The organism is Luteimonas sp. Soil_N_1 (assembly GCF_057656255.1).
Genome location: NZ_JBDGKS010000001.1, coordinates 891,800 through 909,710 on the forward strand (window position 1 = coordinate 891,800; position 17,911 = coordinate 909,710).

Below are 17,911 nucleotides of genomic sequence, written 5' to 3' on the forward strand. Positions count from 1 at the left end.
ACCGCCGGGGCCAACGACAATCCCGGACGTGAATAGAAGTCAACGAAATTCCCGGTGTCGTTCTGTGAATGGAACATTCGGGAACTCCTGTGCGTCTTAGCAGTCATAGGTATCGACTGCTAACATCCCTCCCCATGAGCACGCAGACCATGTCCCACGCCCTGGTTGCCAACAGCCTCCCGACCCTCAACCCGCTGGGCTCGCTGGATGCCTACATCGGCGCCGTGCACCAGATTCCGGTGCTGTCGGTCGAAGATGAGCAGGCGCTGGCGCAGCGCTACCGCGACGACGACGATCTCGACGCCGCACGCGAGCTGGTGCATTCGCACCTGCGCTTCGTCGTGCACGTGGCCCGTGGCTACAACGGCTACGGCCTGCCGTTGGGCGATCTGATCCAGGAAGGCAATATCGGCCTGATGAAGGCGGTCAAGCGTTTCGACCCCGACGTGGGCGTGCGCCTGGTGAGCTTTGCGGTGCACTGGATCCGTGCCGAGATGCACGAGTTCATTTTGAAGAACTGGCGCATCGTGAAGGTCGCCACGACCAAGGCGCAGCGCAAGCTGTTCTTCAACCTGCGCAAGAGCAAGAAGCGTCTGGGCTGGCTCAACGCGAGCGAGGTCCGGGCGGTTGCTGCCGATCTGAACGTGTCCGAGCGCGAAGTGCTCGAGATGGAGTCGCGCCTGTCCGGTCGCGACATCGGTTTCGACGCGCCCGCAGGCGAGGACGACGACAACGCGCCACCGGCGCCGGTCGCCTACCTCGTCGCGCAGGATGAAGATCCCGCGCAGGCCTACGAGCGTCGCGACAGCGAAGGCAGCAAGCTGGACCTGCTGCGCGAAGGCATGGCCACGCTGGATGCGCGTTCGCGCGACATCATCAGCCGCCGCTGGCTCGACGACGAGCACAAGGTGACGCTGCAGGAACTGGCCGACGAGTACGGCGTGTCCGCCGAACGCATCCGCCAGGTCGAAGCCAACGCGCTGAAGAAGATGAAAGCGCTGTTCGCGGCCTGATCCCCGGCTCGAATGCGACATGTGAAACGGCCCGCGCAAGCGGGCCGTTTCTGTTTGCGATGTCTAGGCGCGCCAGGCGCGGCGTGCACTCACCACTTGAACAGCACCAGGCTGATCGCCAGCGCGGCCATGCCCGAGACCAGGCCGTACACCGTCTCGTGTCCCTTGGCGTAGCGCTTGGCAGCGGGCAGCAGTTCGTCGAGGGCGAGGAACACCATGACGCCGGCGATCAGGCCGAAGACGACGCCGAACACCGGTTCGGACAGGAAGGGGCGCAGCACGGCGTAGCCGATCAGCGCGCCGATCGGTTCGGCCAGACCCGACAGCAGACAGGCGAGGAAGGCGTAAAGCTTGTTGTTGGTGGCGAAGTACACCGGCACCGCGATCGCGATGCCTTCGGGAATGTTGTGGATCGCGATCGCGAACGCGAGCGGCATGCCCACGCCGGGGTTCTCCAGCGTGGCGAAGAACGTCGCCAGACCTTCGGGAAAATTGTGTGCGGTGATGGCGACCGCGGTCAGCAGGCCGACGCGCTTGATGTAGCTGGTGTTGTGCTCGCGGAAGTAGGGATCGTCGACTTCCAGACGCTCGTGCGGGTTGGGCACCAGCCGATCGATCGTGACGATGAAGAGCACGCCGCCTAGGAACGAGAGCGTGCCCCAGGTGAAGCCGAGCTGCGGACCGTAGGCATTGGTGAAGGCGAGGATCGACTTGTCGAGGATCTCGGTCAGCGACACGTAGACCATCGCGCCGGCGGCGAACGCCAGGCCGAACGACAGCAGGCGCGCGTTCGGCTGTTTCGCGAACAGCACCAGCAGGCTGCCGAGGCCTGTGGCCAGGCCAGCGGCAGTGGTGACCGCCAGCGCGATCCAGAAATTGTGGGTCGAGATTTCGAGCATGCGCGGAACGCCGGAACGTGTGGGGGGAGCGACTCAGCCTGGCTGCAGATCCGGCTTGGGTGGGCGCGCGGCCATGCTAGCCGATGCGCGGTGCGTCGGGCCCTTCACGGTCCGGCTTGGCGGCCGCTTCGGCATCGAGGGGCGGGCCGAAGATGATCCGCGCCGCGCGCTGGTAGCTCCAGTACGCCATCGTCCAGTTGAGCAGCACGACCACGCGGTTGCGGAAGCCGATCAGGAAGAACACGTGGGCGATCAGCCAGAACCACCAGGCGAGTGCGCCCGACAGTTTGAGCCGGCCGAAATGCACGACCGCGGCCATACGCCCGATCGTCGCCAGGTTGCCGAAGTCGCGGTAGGCGAACGGCGTCGTCGCCTGGCCGCGCAGGCGTGCGCGGATGCTGGTCGCGACGTGCCGCCCCATCTGCTTGGCGGCCGGCGCGACGCCCGGCACGGGCTGGCCGGCGCTCTGGATCGCGGCGAGATCGCCGGCGACATAGATGTCGGGATGGCCCGGCACACGCAGATCGGGTTCGACCTGGACGCGACCGGCGCGGTCGCGCGGCGCATCGAGCAGGGCGCCGAGCGGCGACGCTGCCACGCCCGCGGCCCAGATCACCGTTTTCGCGGCGACGCGCTGATCGCCGAGGCGGTAGCCGTCGGCATCGATGTCGGCGACCGGCGTGCCGGTCTGCACCTCGACACCGAGTTTCTGCAGCTGGCGGCGCGCCTTCTCCGACAGATCGTCCGGGAACGACGACAGCACGCGCGGCCCCGCTTCGACCAAGCGCACTTTCGCCAGGGCCGGATCGATGTTGCGGAACTCGCTGCGCAGCGTGTGCCTCGCGATCTCGGCCAGTGTGCCGGCGAGCTCGACGCCGGTCGGGCCACCGCCGACGACAGCGAAGCTGAGCCACGCGGCGCGCTTGTCGGGATCGGTTTCGGCCTCGGCGCGCTCGAAGGCGAGCAGCAACTTGCGCCGCAACAGCAACGCGTCGTCGAGCGTTTTCAGGCCCGGCGCATGCGCGGCCCAGTGATCGTTGCCGAAGTAGGCATGGGTGGCGCCGGCAGCGAGTACCAGCGTGTCGAAGCCGAGGCTGGTGCCGTCGGCGAGCGCGAGTGTCTTCGCGGCGGTGTCGATGTCCTGCACCTCGGCCAGCCGCACCTCGACGTTGTCCTGGCTGCGCAGGATGTGGCGCAGCGGCGCGGCGATGTCCGGCGCTGACAGGCCAGCCGTCGCCACCTGGTAGAGCAGGGGCTGGAACAGATGATGGTTGCCGCGATCGACGAGGGTGATGCGCACCGGATCGCGCGCGAGTGCACGCGTGGCCCAAAGGCCGGCGAAACCGCCGCCGACAATGACGACATGGGGAATGCGATCGGAACTGGACATGGGATCGACGTGCGTGGGGTTGGCCGATTGTAGGCGGCCACCCGGTAACGCTTCGTCAGGACGCGCGCTGCACGCGTACGTGTGCAGCGGTCAAACGCCGGCGCTTGTGAGCGCCGGCGTCATGCCTCAGAGCCGCGCGCGCTGCGCGGCGAGAGCGTCGTGCTGCGCGGTCCAGTCGACGAGGCGCTGACGCTCCTGGTCGACGACGGCCGCCGGCACCTTGTCGCTGAACTTCGCGATCTTCGCGGCGCTCTTGTCCTTCTCCGACAGCACGCGGGCGATTTCCTTGTCGAGGCGCGCGCGCTCGGCATCCAGATCGACCAGACCTTCGAGCGGCACGAACAGCTTCACGTCACCAACAAGACCGGTCGCGGCCGGCGGTGGATCGCCGTCGACGCTGTCGATGCGTTCGAGCCGGTTGAGGAACTTCAGCTGCGAATCGAAGCGCTGCAGACGTGCGCGCGCGGCGTCGCTGCCGGCCTGCACCAGCAACGGCACCTGCTTGCCCGGCGAGACGCCCAGCTCGCTGCGCACGCGGCGCAGCGCGGTGACCATCTGCTTGAGCCATTCGACGTCGGTCGTCGCCTGCGCGCAGCGGGCGATCAGATCGCTGTCGGGTGCCGGATAGGGACGCAGCGAAATCGTCGCGTCCGCGATGCCGACGCGCGGTGCGACCTGGCGCCACAGCTCTTCGGTGACAAACGGAATGAGCGGGTGCAGCAGACGCAGCAGCGATTCGAGCACGTGCAGCAGCGTGTGCCGGGTGCTGTTCGCGGCGGCGGCGTCATCGCCGAGCAGCGCCGGCTTGGCGAGTTCGACGAACCAGTCGCAGAAATCGTTCCAGGCAAATTCGTACAGCGTCTGCGCGAGCAAATCGAAGCGGTAGCTGGTGAAGTGCGCGCGAGCCTCGTCGGCGGTCGTCGCCAGACGCGCGAGGATCCACTTCTCCGCATCCGTCGTCGGCTCGGGCGCACCCTCGGCGCTGAAGCCTTCGGTATTCATCAGCACGAAGCGCGTGGCGTTCCACAGCTTGTTGCAGAAATTCTTGTAGCCCTCGGCGCGGCCGAGATCGAACTTGATGTCGCGGCCCGGGCCGGCCAGCGCGGCCATCGTGAAGCGCAGCGGGTCGGCGCCGTGGGCGATGATGCCGTCCGGAAATTCCTTGCGCGTCGCCTTCTCGATCTTCGGCGCGTCCTTGGGCTTCATCAGCCCGGTCGTGCGCTTGGCGACGAGGTCCTCGATGGTGATGCCATCGATGATGTCGAGCGGGTCGAGCACATTGCCCTTCGACTTCGACATCTTCTGGCCGTCGCGATCGCGCACCAGGCCGGTCATGTAGACGTCGCGGAACGGCACCTGGCCGGTCAGGTGATCGGTCAGCATGATCATCCGGGCGACCCAGAAGAAGATGATGTCGAAACCGGTGACCAGCACGCTCGACGGCACGAAGTGCTCGAAGCCGCGCTCGGACATCGCCGTCTCGTCCGGCCAGCCCATCGTGTTGATCGGCCACAGGCCCGACGAGAACCAGGTCTCGAGCACGTCGGTGTCCTGGGTCAGCACGACATCGGCGCCGAGCCCGTTGCGCGCACGCGCTTCGGCCTCGTCGCGGCCGACGTAGGCGCGTCCGTCAGCGTCGTACCACGCCGGAATGCGGTGGCCCCACCACAGCTGGCGGCTGATGCACCAGTCCTGGATGTTCTCCATCCAGTGGCGATAGGTGCTGGTCCAGTTCAGCGGCACGAACTTCACCTGGCCGCTTTCGACGAGGTCCATGCCGCGCTTGGCGAAGCCTTCCATCGCGACGAACCACTGGTCGGTCAGATACGGCTCGATGACCTGGCTGGTGCGGTCGCCGCGCGGGACCTGCAGCTTGTGCGGCTTGGTTTCGACGAGGAAACCACCGGATTCCAGATCGGCGAGCACGGCCTTGCGCGCGTCGAAGCGATCGAGGCCGCGGTACTGCTCGGGCGCGTTCTCGTTGACCGCGGCGTCCGGCGTGAACAGGTTGATCATCGGCAGGTCGTGACGCTGGCCGACCTGGTAATCGTTGAAGTCGTGCGCGGGCGTGACCTTGACCACGCCGGTGCCGAACGCGCGGTCGACGTAGCCGTCGCCGATCACCGGAACCCGGCGACCGGTCAAAGGCAATACGACCGATTGGCCGATCAGATGCGCGTAGCGCGCGTCGTCCGGATGCACCATCGCCGCGGTGTCGCCGAGCATGGTTTCCGGGCGCGTCGTCGCGACGACGAGATAGTCGCGCGTCTCGCGCAGCGTCTCCACGCCGTCCGCGTCGACTTCGACGTGTTCGTAACTCGCGCCATCGGCAAGCGGATAGCGGATCGACCACAGCGAACCGTCTTCCTCCTCGCTGACGACTTCGAGATCCGAGATCGCGGTCTTGAGCACCGGATCCCAGTTGACCAGGCGCTGGCCGCGATAGATCAGGCCTTCCTCGTGCAAACGCACGAAGGCTTCGACCACCGCCTGCGAGGGCAGTGGATCCATCGTGAAGGTCTTGCGCGACCAGTCACCCGACGCGCCGAGACGGCGCATCTGGCGCTCGATCGTGTCGCCGGACTGGCTCTTCCACTCCCACACCTTCTCGATGAAGCCGTCGCGGCCCAGCGAGTCGCGGGTCTCGCCCTTGCCTTCGAGCGCGAGGTTGCGCGAGACGACCATCTCGGTCGCGATGCCGGCATGGTCGGTGCCCATCTGCCACAGCGTGCGGTGCCCCAGCATGCGGTGGTAGCGGATCAGCGCATCCTGCAGCGTGTGTTGGAACGCGTGGCCCATGTGCAGCGTGCCGGTGACGTTCGGCGGCGGCAGCAGGATGGTGTAGGCCGGGCCGTCGCCCTGCGGCTGGAAGACGCCGCTCTTCTCCCATTCCGCGTACAGGCGGGCTTCGAAGGTACCGGGGTCGTAGCTTTGGGCGAGGGACATAGGGCGTGGGATTCGGAAAAGGGGGAGTCGGGATTGGGCGGAGCAGGGATCCCGGCGGGGCGGAGTTCGCGTGTCGAATCCCCGATCCCCAATCCCGAATCCCGGCCCTCACATATCGTGCTTGGCGAGATCGAGGCCGGCGGCCTTGTACTGCTTCCAGCGCTCGCGCAGCGGTTCGCGGGCCGAGTCGTCGGCCGGCACCACTTCGAGCACGCGTTCGAAGCCGGGCGGGGCCACGGCGTCACGCAGGTTGATGACCAGCGCGCGCATCGGCGCGTCGAAGTCGGGCGTGGCGATGAGGACAGGCGTCTCGTCGTCCTCCTCGTCCATGCCGGCGATCTGGTGCGGGATGTAGGCGTCTTCGCCCATGTCCCACAGCAGATCGTCGAGCGCTTCGGCCTGTTCGGCGTCGCGGGCGAGGATCAGCGTCCACAGGTCGGCCGCATAGGATTTGCGGACGAGTTCGCAGACCAGGCGCAGCGGTTCCTCGCGGAAGCGCGGCTTGGCGATCAGGTAGAAGTCGGCGCGGGCCATGGCGGTGGCGGTCGGGCCGGAACCGGGGACGCGGCGCGATGCCGCATCCCCGCAAGGCCCGGACCGGTCAGTCGACCTGGTCCATGAGCCACTGGCTCAGCAGGCCGACCGGGCGGCCGGTGGCGTAGGCCATCTTGCCGCTGCCGCTGGCACTGCCGGCGATGTCGAGATGCGCCCAGCGCTGGCCTTCGGTGAAGCGCGACAGGAAGCAGCCCGCGGTGATCGCGCCGCCCCAGCGGCCGCCGATGTTGTAGACATCGGCGAAGTTGGAATCGAGCATCGACTGGTATTCGTCCCACAGCGGCAGACGCCAGGCGCGATCGAAGACGTGCTCGCCGGCGGCCAGCAGTTCGGCGGCCAGATCGTCGTGCTTGCTCATCAGGCCGGTGGCCTGCGTGCCGAGCGCGATCATGCAGGCGCCGGTCAGCGTGGCCACGTCGACCAGCGCAGCCGGCTCGAAACGCTCGGCGTAGGTCAGCGCGTCGCACAGGATCAGGCGGCCTTCGGCGTCCGTGTTGCCGACTTCGATGGTCTTGCCCGACATGCTGGTGATGACGTCCGACGGGCGATACGCGTCGCCGTCGATGCCGTTCTCCACCGCCGGCACGATCACGTGCAGGTTGATCGGCAGATCGAGGCCGACCGCGGACACGAAGGTGCCCATGACCGTCGCCGCGCCGCACATGTCGAACTTCATTTCCTCGATGCCGCCCTGCGTCTTGAGGTTGACGCCGCCGGTATCGAACGTGATGCCCTTGCCGACCAGCACGAAGGGCTTGGCGTCGCCGCCGTTCTTCCAGCTCAGCACGACCAGACGCGGGCGATTGGCCGAACCGCGCGCCACGGCGAGCAGCGAACCCATGCCCAGCGCTTCCATCTGGGTCTCGTCGAGGACTTCGCACGAAGCCTTGTCGAAGCGCGACGCGAAGGTCTGCGCCTGCTCGCCCAGATAGGCCGGGTTGCAGATGTTCGGCGGCAGGTTGCCGAGCTCGCGGGCGAACTTCACGCCGGCGGCGATCGCCTTGCCCTGTGCCAGCGCATCGGCGTCGTCGCCGACGATCGAGATCGCGGTCAGCGTGTCGGGCTCGCGCTTCTTGTTCTTGGCGCCCAGCGTGGCCACGTAGCGGTACGCGGCGTGGTCGGCGGCGACCACGGCCTGGCGGATCTTCCAAGCGGTGTCGCGGCCGGCGACGTCGAGGTCGGCCAGCGCGATCGCAGCGCTCGTGCTGTTGCCGTCGCGCAGGGCGCGCACGGCATCGGCAACCGCCTTGAGGTACTGCGGCACGCCGAACTTGGCGCGCTCGCCCAGGCCGATCGCCAGCACGCGCAGCGCGGTGACGCCCGGCAGGTCGTGCAGCAGGCTGGTGCGGCCGGCCTTGCCGGACAGATCGCCACGCGTGGCGAGGGCAGACAGACGACCGCCGCTGGCGGTGTCGATCGCGGCGGCGGCGCCGGCCAGCGGGCCGTCAGCGAAGACGCCAATGACGAGGCAATCGCTGGACAGGGTGGCGGGGGACGCTTGGTTCAGGGTGAATTCGAGGGTCATCAACCAGATTCCATGGGGTGATCGGTACACTTCACGGTCCAGCGCGCGGCGCCCAGTCAGGCTTGCCGCTGCAGAAGCGCCGTGGTGGCGCGGCTGGACGAACCCCCAAGTCTAAAGCAAAGCCCCCACACACGATGTCGAAGCTCGACCGATACCTGTCCCGCGAGTTGGCCCAGTCCACGTTCGCCGCCCTCGTAGTGCTGCTGATCGTGAGCCTGGGCGGCGTGTTCGCGGACGTACTGAGCGACATCGCCCGCGGCCGGGTGCCGGCCAAGCTGATGCTGGCCCAACTGGGCCTGTCGGTGATCAGCTACATGCCGCTGATCCTGCCGCTGGGCCTGATGCTCGGGCTGATGCTGGGCTTCGGCCGGCTGTACCGGGATTCGGAAATGCCGGTGCTGACCTCGGTTGGCATCGGCCCGCGACGCCTGCTGCGGCCGCTGTCGCTGGTGGTCGGGCCGATGCTGCTGATCATCGGCGCCTGTTCGCTGTGGCTCGGCCCGTGGGCGCGCGACTACTCGCAGCAGATGATCGAGGCCGGCCAGCGCAGCCTGCTGGTCACCGGACTGGAAGCCGGACGCTTCGTCGAGTTCCCCGGCGGTGGCGGTGTGGTTTACGTCAACGCGATGTCCGATGACGGCAGCCAGCTTGGCCGCGTGTTCGTCTATCGCCAGGACGATGGGCGGATGGATGTCACGACCGCGCTCAGCGGTGCGTTGAGCATCGAAGGCACCGAGCGGTTCCTGCGGCTGGACGAAGGTTTCCGCGTGGAAGGGCCGCTCGACGCCGGACTCGACTACCGCCTGATGCGCTACGCCAGCAACGAGCTGCGCCTGCCGACGGCCGAGGCGCGCGCCGATGGCGACGATCCCGAACTGCAGCCGACGCTGGCACTGTTCGGCGACGCGCGGCCGCAGGCGCACGCCGAGCTCCATTACCGGATGGCGCCCGTGCTGCTGACCCTGGCCTTCGCGCTCCTTGCGGTGCCGCTCGCGCGCAGTCCGCCGCGCCAGGCGCGCTACGGCCGGATGATGACCGGCTTCCTGGCCTACGTGCTGGGAATGAATTTCATGATGCTCGGCAAGGACTGGGTCGGCGAAGGCCGCATTCCGGTGCAGTTGGGCCTGTGGTGGCTGGTCCTGCCGCTGCTCGGCTTCGCCTGCTGGATGTACTTCACCGATGGCCGGGTCATCGCACCGAAGTGGAGGCGCGCGAAATGAGGCCCTTGCTGCGCATCCATGATGTGTATGTCGCCAAGGTCGTCACCGTCATGGTGATGGCGACGTGGGTGGTCCTGATCGGCCTCGACGCGTTGATGGCCGGCGTCAGCGAAATCGGCGCCGTCGGCCAGGGCGATTACACCTATTTCGGCGCGGTGACCTACATCCTGCAGACGCTGCCGCGCCGCGCATACGTCATGTTTCCCACGGCCGCGGTCATCGGCTCCCTGATGGGCTTGGGCCAGCTGGCGGCGACCTCGGAACTCATCGCGATGCGCGCCGTGGGCCTGTCGCGCACCCGCCTGAGCGTGTCGGTCGCGCTGCCGCTGCTGGTGCTGACCGGGGTGATGGTGCTCAACGGCGAGACGCTCGGCCCGATGGCTCAACGCAGCGCCGACAGCATGAAGTCGGCCGCGCGTTCGAGCGACATGATCGTCGGCCGCTATTCGGGCCTGTGGGCGCGCGAGGGCGACACCTTCCTCAATGCGCAGAACGGCAACGAGATCAGTGATGGCGCCGGCAGCCGCATCCAGTTGCAGGATGTGCGCCTGTTCGAGTTCGCCAGCGACGGACGCCTGGAATCGGTGGCGCACGCCAAGACCGCCGAGCACGGCGCCGATGGCTGGTTGCTGCGCGACGTCAATCGCACATGGTTCGAACCCCGCGCGGTGACGCGGACCGAGGCGATCGAGGAGCGCTGGGAGTCCCAGCTCGACGCATCCACGCTGGCTGCCAGCGCGAGCAACATCTGGCGGCCGCGTTATATGCCGGCGAGCGAACTGCGTGCGGGCATCGAGTACCGGCATCGCAACCAGCTCGATGCCAGCGAGTTCGAAGAGCATTACTGGGGCCGCTGGTTCTATCCGCTCAACGTGTTGGCGCTGTGCCTGGCGGCGATTCCTTTCGCGTTCGGGTCGCTGCGCAGCGGCAATGCCGGCGTGCGCCTGTTTGTCGGGGTGGTCTTCGCGCTGGGCTTCTGGCTCGCCCAGACCCAGGTCGTCAAGCTCGCCGCGGTGTTCCGCCTCGATTACCGCCTGGCCTACCTCATTCCGCCGGTGGTGATGCTGCTCATTTCCTGGACCCTCTTCCGACGCCGGAGTGGGTGAGGCCCCGTCGTTCACGCGGCATGCCGCGTGATGGGGCCGAACGCCCGGCGTGCTTCGCCGGGCCGGACGGGCGGTCCAATGAAAAGCCTGTCGCGTTTCGACCAAGACCGCGTGACGGGGCCGAACGCCCGGCGTGCTTCGCCGGGCCGGACGGGCGGTCCAATGAAAAGCCTGTCGCGTTTCGACCGAGACCGCGTGGCGGGGGCCGAACGCCTCGCGTGCTTCGCGAGGTGGAGCAAGCGATCCACTAAAAAGCCAGTAACGTCTCGACCGGTGTCACACGACGGGTCCGAGCGCATGGGGTGCGTCGCAGTGGAGAGCCCCGCGCTGGGCACCGCCCCGGCGACACAGCCGTTCAGTCGCGCGCGACGTCCCGCTTCGCTTCACGCACCACGCGCGTCCCACTCGCGCGGTCGTGCCAGGTCAGCTTTTCGCGATCGATCCATGCCCACCAGAACCCCAGTCCGCCTGCCAGCAGCGACACCGTGGCCACCGCGAACCGCAGCCAGAGGGTGCCGGTCGACGCACGCCCGCCATCGCGTCCGCGGACACGCAGCCGCCAGGGGCGCATGCCCAGTGTCTGCCCGCCGGTGCGCCAGCTGATGACGGCGTACAGCCCGGCCACAGCCCAGCAGGCCGTCCACAGCAGCCACTGGATGGCGCTGAACGGTCCGATGTTGTGGTGGACGTCGCCGCTGACGACCACATCGAACAGGACGAACGGGACGGCCGTCGCGAACCAGAGCGCCAGTACCGGCCACAGGTCGTAGAGCATCGCCAGCAGACGCCAGCCGATCCATGGGCGGGGCGGGGCGGGTGTCGTGGCGTCGGGCGCTGGCATCCACAGAGCATAGCGGGGACGTGGCGGCGGACTAAGCTGTGCGTGATGTCGAACCCTGCACATACACCTGCCGAGCGCCGTGCCCTCGCCATGGCCCTGCCGCCATTGCGCGAGCGGGACGCGCGCGACATCGAGGGATTCCTCGATGCGTTCTGGGCCGAGCACGGCACTGCGAAGCAGACCAGCGCGGCCTATCGGAGCGATCTGGAGGGATTCGCGCGCTGGCGGAACACCGACGGCGGTATCGCCAGTGCCGATCGTGAAGCGATCTTCGGGTTCCTGGCCTGGCGATCCGGTCACGGCTGGACCGCGCGCAGCAATGCACGTCTGCTGTCGGCACTGCGTGCGTTCTATGCCCACCGGCAGCGCCGGCATGACCGCAGCGACGATCCGACCGCACTGCTGGAGCCGCCGAAGCTGCCGCGTTCGCTGCCCAAGGCACTCGGTGAGTCGGAGATTGACGCGCTGCTGGCGGCGCCCGACACCGGCGACGTCGAGGGCCTTCGCGATCGCACCATGCTGGAGCTGATGTATGCCTGTGGCCTGCGTGTCAGCGAACTCACGGGCCTGCCGGCCAACGGGGTCAACCTGCGCCAGGGCGCGCTGCGGGTAACCGGCAAGGGCGAGCGCACGCGCCTGGTGCCGCTCGGCGAGGAGGCGCAGCACTGGCTGCAGCGATATCTCGGCGAAGCCCGTCCGGCGCTTGCCGGCGGCAAAGGTCCTGTGCGCGACGCGGCCGGCGACACGCCGCTGTTTCTCACTGCGCGCTGTGCCGCCATGACCCGGCAACAGTTCTGGGTCCTGGTGAAGCGCTATGCCGCTGCGGCCGGTATCGATCCCGCGCGCGTCAGCCCGCACGGCCTGCGCCACAGCTTCGCTACCCATCTGCTCAACCACGGCGCCGACCTGCGCGCCCTGCAGATGCTGCTCGGCCACAGCTCGCTGTCGACCACGCAGATCTACACCTTCGTCGCCCGCGAACAACTCAAACGCCTCCACACCACCCACCATCCGAGGGGGTGAGGCGCACCCGTTCGCGCGGCACCGCCGCGCGGGTGCGCCGAACGCCTCGCGTGCTTCGCGAGGCCGGGCGTGCGATGCAGTGAAGCGTCCGCAACAATCGGATCTTGACCTTGCGATAGAGCCGAACGCCCGGCGTGCTTCGCCGGGCTGGGTAAGAACCCGTCGCTCACGCGGCATGCCGCGTGATGGGGCCGAACGCCCGTCCTGCTTCGCCGGGCCGGACGCGCGAAGCACGGTCCCGCCGGCCCCCCGAATTAACACCGGACTCCCCGTCGGATACCCCAAACCGCCGGCCGACTGACTGGCCGCAGGCATGCCGCGATCCGCCCGCGGCCTTCATGCCAGAATGGCCGCCCCCGGGATGCCCCGTCATGGTCGCCATATCCGATGAAGCACTATGTGTTCGCGCTGCTCGGCGCTTTCAGCCTGTCCGCCTGCGCCCAGAACCCGGAAGCGTCCGATACCGCTGCAGCACCTGCCGGGACGGCCGCGCCGGCGTCCGCGCCTGCCGCGATCGAAGCGCCTGCGGGCTCGCCGGTCGCTGAAGCGCGCGACGCGATCATGTCGATCAACCCCAAGGTGTCGATCGAAAGCATCGCCGATGCGCCGTTGCCGGGTTTCCAGGAAGTCATCGTGTCCGGCCAGGTGCTGTACGTCAGCGACGACGGCCGCTATGTGCTGCAGGGCAGCCTGTTCGATGCGCGCGAGAAGCGCGACCTGAGCCAGGCGGGTTTGTCGAAGCTGCGCCAGCGACTGCTGTCCGAAGTGCCGGAAGACCAGCGCATCATCTTCGCGCCGGCCAATCCGAAGTACACCGTTTCGGTGTTCACCGACGTCGAGTGCGGGTATTGCCGGCGCCTGCATGAGGAGGTCGCCGAGTACAACAAGCGCGGCATCGCGATCGAGTATCTCGCCTATCCGCGCATGGGTCCGGGGACGGAGGACTTCCGCCTGATGGAGTCGGTCTGGTGCGCCAGCGATCGCAAGAAGGCGCTGACCGATGCCAAGGCCGGCCGTCGCGTCGATTCCAATGCCTGCGAGAACCCGGTCGCTGCGCACTACGCGCTCGGCCAGCGCGCCGGTCTGACCGGTACGCCGATGATCATCGCCGCCGATGGCACCACGATGCCGGGCTACATGCCGCCGGACCAGTTGCTCGAAGCACTGCAGCGGCTGGATGGCGAGACCGCCGGCGGCAGCCGCTGAGCGATGACGCCCCGCTCACGGACGTGACGGGGCGTGTGGGTGGAGGGCGCCGCCCGGACCGCGAAGCAGCGCTGATGCGGTCTGTTTCCAGGCGTTGTGCGCTCCCAGCCGGAACGATGACCTGCGGAGCGTCGCGGAATCCGCCTTGCGAGGCCCGCGTCCCGCTTCGAACGCCTCGGTCGCCAAACAGGCACGGGGCAGCGGGCGCGGCCATTGGCTACAATGGCCGGCCCTGAAATACGGTTTCCCCGGACATGATCGTCCTCGAGGGCCAGCAGGCCCTGTCGCCGTTCCGCCGCGAACGGCTTGAAGCACGTCTGCAGTCGGTGTCGCCCGCGCTCTCCGTAGCCGGCGCCTGGCATGTCTACTTCGTCGAAGCCGACGCCGGGCAGTCGCCCGACGACGCCACGCTGCGACGCATCCTCGAGGTCGATGCCGGTCCCGCACCGGCGCGCGTCGAGGGTGCGGTCTCGCGTTACGTCTCGCCGCGGCTGGGCACGATTTCGCCCTGGGCCAGCAAGTCGACCGAGCTGCTGCGCGGCGCTGGTCTGCCGGTGCATCGCGTCGAACGCGGCCTGCGGCTGGATCTGACCGGCTGGCCGGACGATGCGGCCACGCAGGCGGCCGTCTCGAAGCTGCTGCACGACCCGATGACGCAGTCGCTGCTGGGCGACGTGGACGCCGCCGACGCGCTGTTCGCGGCGCCCGCGCGCGGCGCGCTCGAACGCATCGCGCTCGACGATCTCGATGCCGCCAACCGTCGCCTCGGCCTGGCACTGGCCGACGACGAGATCACCTATCTGCGCGAGCGCTTCGGCGCACTCGGCCGCGATCCTGCCGACGTCGAGCTGATGATGTTCGCGCAGGCGAACTCCGAGCATTGCCGGCACAAGATCTTCAATGCGTCGTGGACCATCGACGGCGAGGACATGCAGCGCAATGGCCGCGCGCAATCGCTGTTCGGCATGATCCGCCACACGCACGCGAGCACGCCCGAGCACACGCTGTCGGCCTACAGCGACAATGCCGCGGTCGTCGAAGGCTATCCGGCGCGCCGCTTCCGCCCTGATCCGGTGTCGTTCGAGTACCGCAGCGAACCGCTGATCGACAGCGCGTTCTGCATCAAGGTCGAGACCCACAACCATCCGACCGCGATCTCGCCGTTCGCGGGCGCGGCAACCGGCGCCGGCGGCGAAATCCGTGACGAAGGCGCGACCGGCCGCGGCGGCAAGCCCAAGGCTGGCCTCACTGGTTTCTCGGTCTCGCACCTGCGCATTCCGACCCTGCCGCAGCCGTGGGAAGCGCCGCGCGCGCTGAATCCGCGCATGGCGCCGGCGCTCGAGATCATGCTCGACGGCCCGCTCGGCGGCGCCGCGTTCAACAACGAGTTCGGCCGCCCGAACCTGCTCGGCTACTTCCGCAGTTTCGAACTGCCCGAAGGCGACGACGGTCTGGTGCGCGGCTACGACAAGCCGATCATGCTGGCCGGTGGCCTCGGTGCGATCGATCGCGCGATGGTCGAGAAGAAAACCCTGTCGGCCGGCGATGCTGTCGTCGTGCTCGGCGGCCCGGCGATGCTGATCGGTCTGGGCGGCGGCGCGGCGAGTTCGGTCGCGTCGGGCGAAAGCGCCGAGGATCTCGACTTCGCTTCCGTGCAGCGCGACAACCCGGAAATGGAGCGTCGCGTGCAGGAGGTCATCGACCGCTGCGTGGCGCTGGGTGACCGCAACCCGATTCTGTGGTTCCACGACGTCGGCGCGGGTGGTCTGTCGAACGCGATTCCCGAACTGCTGCACGATTCCAGCGTCGGCGGCGTCATCGATCTCGACCGCGTGCCCAGCGACGATCCGTCGCTGTCGCCGATGCAGCTGTGGTGCAACGAATCGCAGGAACGTTACGTCCTCGGCATTCCGCAGGACCGCGTCGAGGAATTCGAAGCGATCTGCGCGCGCGAGCGCTGCCCGGTCGCGATCGTCGGCGTGGCGACAGCCGAAGAACATCTGACGGTCGGCCATGGCGCGACACCCGCGATGATCGGCAGCGGCCGTGACTGGCCGATCGATCTGCCGATGGACGTGCTGTTCGGCAAGCCGCCGAAGATGCACCGTGATACCGCACGCACCACGCCGCATCGCTGGCCGGCGCTCAACAGCCGCGCCGTCGATCTGCACGAAGCCGGTCTGCGCGTGCTCGCGCATCCCACGGTCGCGTCGAAGTCATTCCTGGTCACGATCGGCGACCGCAGCGTCGGCGGCCTGACCGCGCGCGACCAGATGGTCGGCCCGTGGCAGCTGCCGGTCGCCGATTGCGCGATCACGCTGTCCGGGTTCGAAGGCTTCACCGGTGAGGCGATGGCGATCGGCGAACGCAGCCCGCTGGCGCTGATCGATTCCGCCGCCGCCGCGCGCATGGCCGTGGGCGAGGCGATCACCAATCTGTGCGCCGCGCCGGTCGAGACCCTGCACCGGGTCAAGCTGTCGGCGAACTGGATGGCTGCCGCCGGACACGCTGGCGAAGACGCGCGCCTGTTCGATGCCGTGCATGCGGTCGCGATGGAGCTGTGCCCCGAGATCGACCTGTCGATTCCGGTCGGCAAGGATTCGCTGTCGATGCAGGCGCAGTGGCAGGCCGACGGCGCCGCGCACAAGGTCGTCTCCCCGGTCTCGCTGGTGGTCACCGCGTTCGCGCCGGTGCCCGACGTGCGCACGCAGCTGACGCCGCTGCTCAGCCGCGAGCCCGATACCGAGTTGTGGCTGATCGGCCTGGGCGCCGGAAAGCAGCGCCTCGGTGGCTCGGTGCTGTCGCAGTGTTTCGAAGGCTTCGGCGGCGCGGTTCCGGACGTCGACGAGCCCGAGCGCCTGAAAGCGTTCTTCGAACTGATCTGCGAAGCGCGTGAGGCCGGGCTGCTGATGGCCTATCACGACCGCTCCGACGGTGGCGCGTTCGCCGCGCTGTGCGAAATGGCGTTCACCGCGCATGTCGGCCTCGACATCGACCTCGAAGGCTGGGGCGACGACCGCAACCGCGATGCGTTGCGCACGCTGTTCTCCGAAGAGCTGGGCGCAGTGGTGCAGATCTCCGCAGAGGACCGCGCCGAGTTCGCCGACCTCGTCGCACGTCACGGCCTGATCGAATGCGCCCAGCGCATCGCCCGTCCGACGACCGCGAATGCGATCCGCGTGCTCGACGGCGAGGACGTGCTGGCCGAGTGGAAGTGGGAGACGCTGTTCGACGCCTGGTGGTCGGTCACCCATGCGATGCAGGCGCTGCGCGACAACCCGGAATGCGCCGAAGAAGAACGCGCAAGCGCGCGGCGCTTCGATGCGCCGGCGATGCGCCCGGTGCTGACCTTCGATCCGTCGGAAGATGTCGCTGCGCCGTACATCTCGACCGGCGCACGCCCGAAGGTCGCGGTGTTGCGCGAGCAGGGCGTCAACGGCCAGATCGAAATGGCGTCCGCGTTCGACCGCGCGGGTTTCACTGCGATCGACGTGCACATGAGCGACCTGATCGCCGGTCGCGTGGATCTGGCGACGATGCAGGGCCTCGTGGCCTGCGGCGGCTTCAGCTACGGCGACGTGCTCGGCGCGGGCCGCGGCTGGGCGACGTCGATCCTCGAGACCGCCGAACTGCGGGCCGCGTTCGAACGCTTCTTCGCCCGCGGCGACACGTTCTCGCTGGGTGTCTGCAACGGCTGCCAGATGCTGTCGCAGCTCAAGCCGATCATCCCCGGCGCCCAGCACTGGCCACGGCTGCTGCGCAACCGCAGCGAGCAGTTCGAGGCGCGCTTCGGCCTGCTCGAAGTCGACGAATCACCGTCGCTGTTCTTCACCGGCATGGCCGGTTCGCGGATTCCGGTGGCGATTGCCCACGGCGAAGGTCGCGTGCAGTTCGACGACGATGCTGACCGGATCGCAGCGATCGTGGCTTTGCGATACGTCGACGGCAACGGTCAGGCCACCAGCTACCCGGCGAATCCGAACGGCTCCCAGGATGCCATCGCCGGGCTGGCCTCGACGGATGGCCGGGCGACGATCCTGATGCCGCATCCCGAGCGCACCCCGCGCACGGCGAATCTGAGCTGGGCACCGACGGATTGGGTCGAAGACAGTCCGTGGTTGCGGATGTTCAGAAATGTGAGACGTTCTGTCGGGTGAGGTGACGCAGAGCGTCAGATTGAATGCGTG

The 17,911-nt window shown here is 68.1% G+C and carries 12 protein-coding genes; 6 read left to right on the forward strand and 6 right to left on the reverse strand.

Annotated features, from left to right (window positions below; all coding sequences use genetic code 11):
- The first annotated feature begins 134 nt into the window (after positions 1 to 134).
- The gene (gene rpoH / locus AC3A4E_RS04105; protein ID WP_232134244.1) at positions 135 to 1,013 is read left to right on the forward strand and encodes an RNA polymerase sigma factor RpoH; all 879 of its coding nucleotides are present in this window, start codon (positions 135 to 137) and stop codon (positions 1,011 to 1,013) included.
- Positions 1,014 to 1,102: 89 nt separating this feature from the next.
- Here rpoH and zupT read toward each other — a convergent pair whose 3' ends face one another.
- The 5 genes from zupT to AC3A4E_RS04130 all read right to left on the reverse strand — a co-directional run bounded on the left by zupT (position 1,103) and on the right by AC3A4E_RS04130 (position 8,328).
- The gene (gene zupT, locus AC3A4E_RS04110; protein ID WP_487630290.1) at positions 1,103 to 1,912 is read right to left on the reverse strand and encodes a zinc transporter ZupT; all 810 of its coding nucleotides are present in this window, start codon (positions 1,910 to 1,912) and stop codon (positions 1,103 to 1,105) included.
- A gap of 76 nt (positions 1,913 to 1,988) precedes the next feature.
- The gene (locus AC3A4E_RS04115) at positions 1,989 to 3,302 is read right to left on the reverse strand and encodes an NAD(P)/FAD-dependent oxidoreductase (protein WP_487630291.1); all 1,314 of its coding nucleotides are present in this window, start codon (positions 3,300 to 3,302) and stop codon (positions 1,989 to 1,991) included.
- A gap of 126 nt (positions 3,303 to 3,428) precedes the next feature.
- Positions 3,429 to 6,248, reverse strand: coding sequence for a valine--tRNA ligase (locus AC3A4E_RS04120; RefSeq protein WP_487630292.1), 2,820 nt, complete (start codon positions 6,246 to 6,248; stop codon positions 3,429 to 3,431).
- Positions 6,249 to 6,356: 108 nt separating this feature from the next.
- Complete coding sequence (locus AC3A4E_RS04125; RefSeq protein ID WP_487630293.1) at positions 6,357 to 6,782, reverse strand: DNA polymerase III subunit chi; 426 nt, start codon at positions 6,780 to 6,782, stop codon at positions 6,357 to 6,359.
- 67 nt (positions 6,783 to 6,849) lie between these two features.
- Positions 6,850 to 8,328 (reverse strand): leucyl aminopeptidase, encoded by a 1,479-nt coding sequence (locus AC3A4E_RS04130; protein ID WP_487630294.1) that lies wholly within the window; start codon positions 8,326 to 8,328, stop codon positions 6,850 to 6,852.
- A 134-nt stretch (positions 8,329 to 8,462) separates the two neighbouring features.
- On the opposite strand from AC3A4E_RS04130, the gene lptF reads away from it, so the two are divergent.
- Together lptF and lptG are read left to right on the forward strand one after the other, a co-directional pair.
- Positions 8,463 to 9,548, forward strand: coding sequence for an LPS export ABC transporter permease LptF (gene lptF / locus AC3A4E_RS04135; RefSeq protein ID WP_487630295.1), 1,086 nt, complete (start codon positions 8,463 to 8,465; stop codon positions 9,546 to 9,548).
- Positions 9,491 to 10,654: an LPS export ABC transporter permease LptG gene (lptG, locus tag AC3A4E_RS04140; protein WP_487632009.1), complete on the forward strand. Its 1,164-nt coding sequence runs from the start codon at positions 9,491 to 9,493 to the stop codon at positions 10,652 to 10,654. Before lptF ends, lptG begins: the two co-directional genes overlap by 58 nt.
- 355 nt (positions 10,655 to 11,009) lie before the next feature.
- Here the strand turns inward: lptG and AC3A4E_RS04145 are convergent, their stop codons facing one another.
- Entirely contained in the window at positions 11,010 to 11,495 is a 486-nt protein-coding gene (locus tag AC3A4E_RS04145) for an RDD family protein (protein ID WP_487630296.1), read from the reverse strand.
- 45 nt (positions 11,496 to 11,540) lie between these two features.
- On the opposite strand from AC3A4E_RS04145, the gene xerD reads away from it, so the two are divergent.
- The 3 genes from xerD (at position 11,541) to purL (ending at position 17,881) form a co-directional block, all read left to right on the forward strand.
- Positions 11,541 to 12,518, forward strand: a complete 978-nt coding sequence (gene xerD, locus AC3A4E_RS04150; RefSeq protein ID WP_487630297.1) for a site-specific tyrosine recombinase XerD — start codon at positions 11,541 to 11,543, stop codon at positions 12,516 to 12,518.
- Positions 12,519 to 12,905: 387 nt separating this feature from the next.
- Complete coding sequence (locus tag AC3A4E_RS04155; protein ID WP_487630298.1) at positions 12,906 to 13,724, forward strand: DsbC family protein; 819 nt, start codon at positions 12,906 to 12,908, stop codon at positions 13,722 to 13,724.
- 254 nt (positions 13,725 to 13,978) lie between these two features.
- A complete protein-coding gene (gene purL, locus AC3A4E_RS04160) occupies positions 13,979 to 17,881 on the forward strand; it encodes a phosphoribosylformylglycinamidine synthase (RefSeq protein ID WP_487630299.1) in 3,903 nt (1,300 codons plus the stop codon).
- Positions 17,882 to 17,911: the final 30 nt, after the last annotated feature.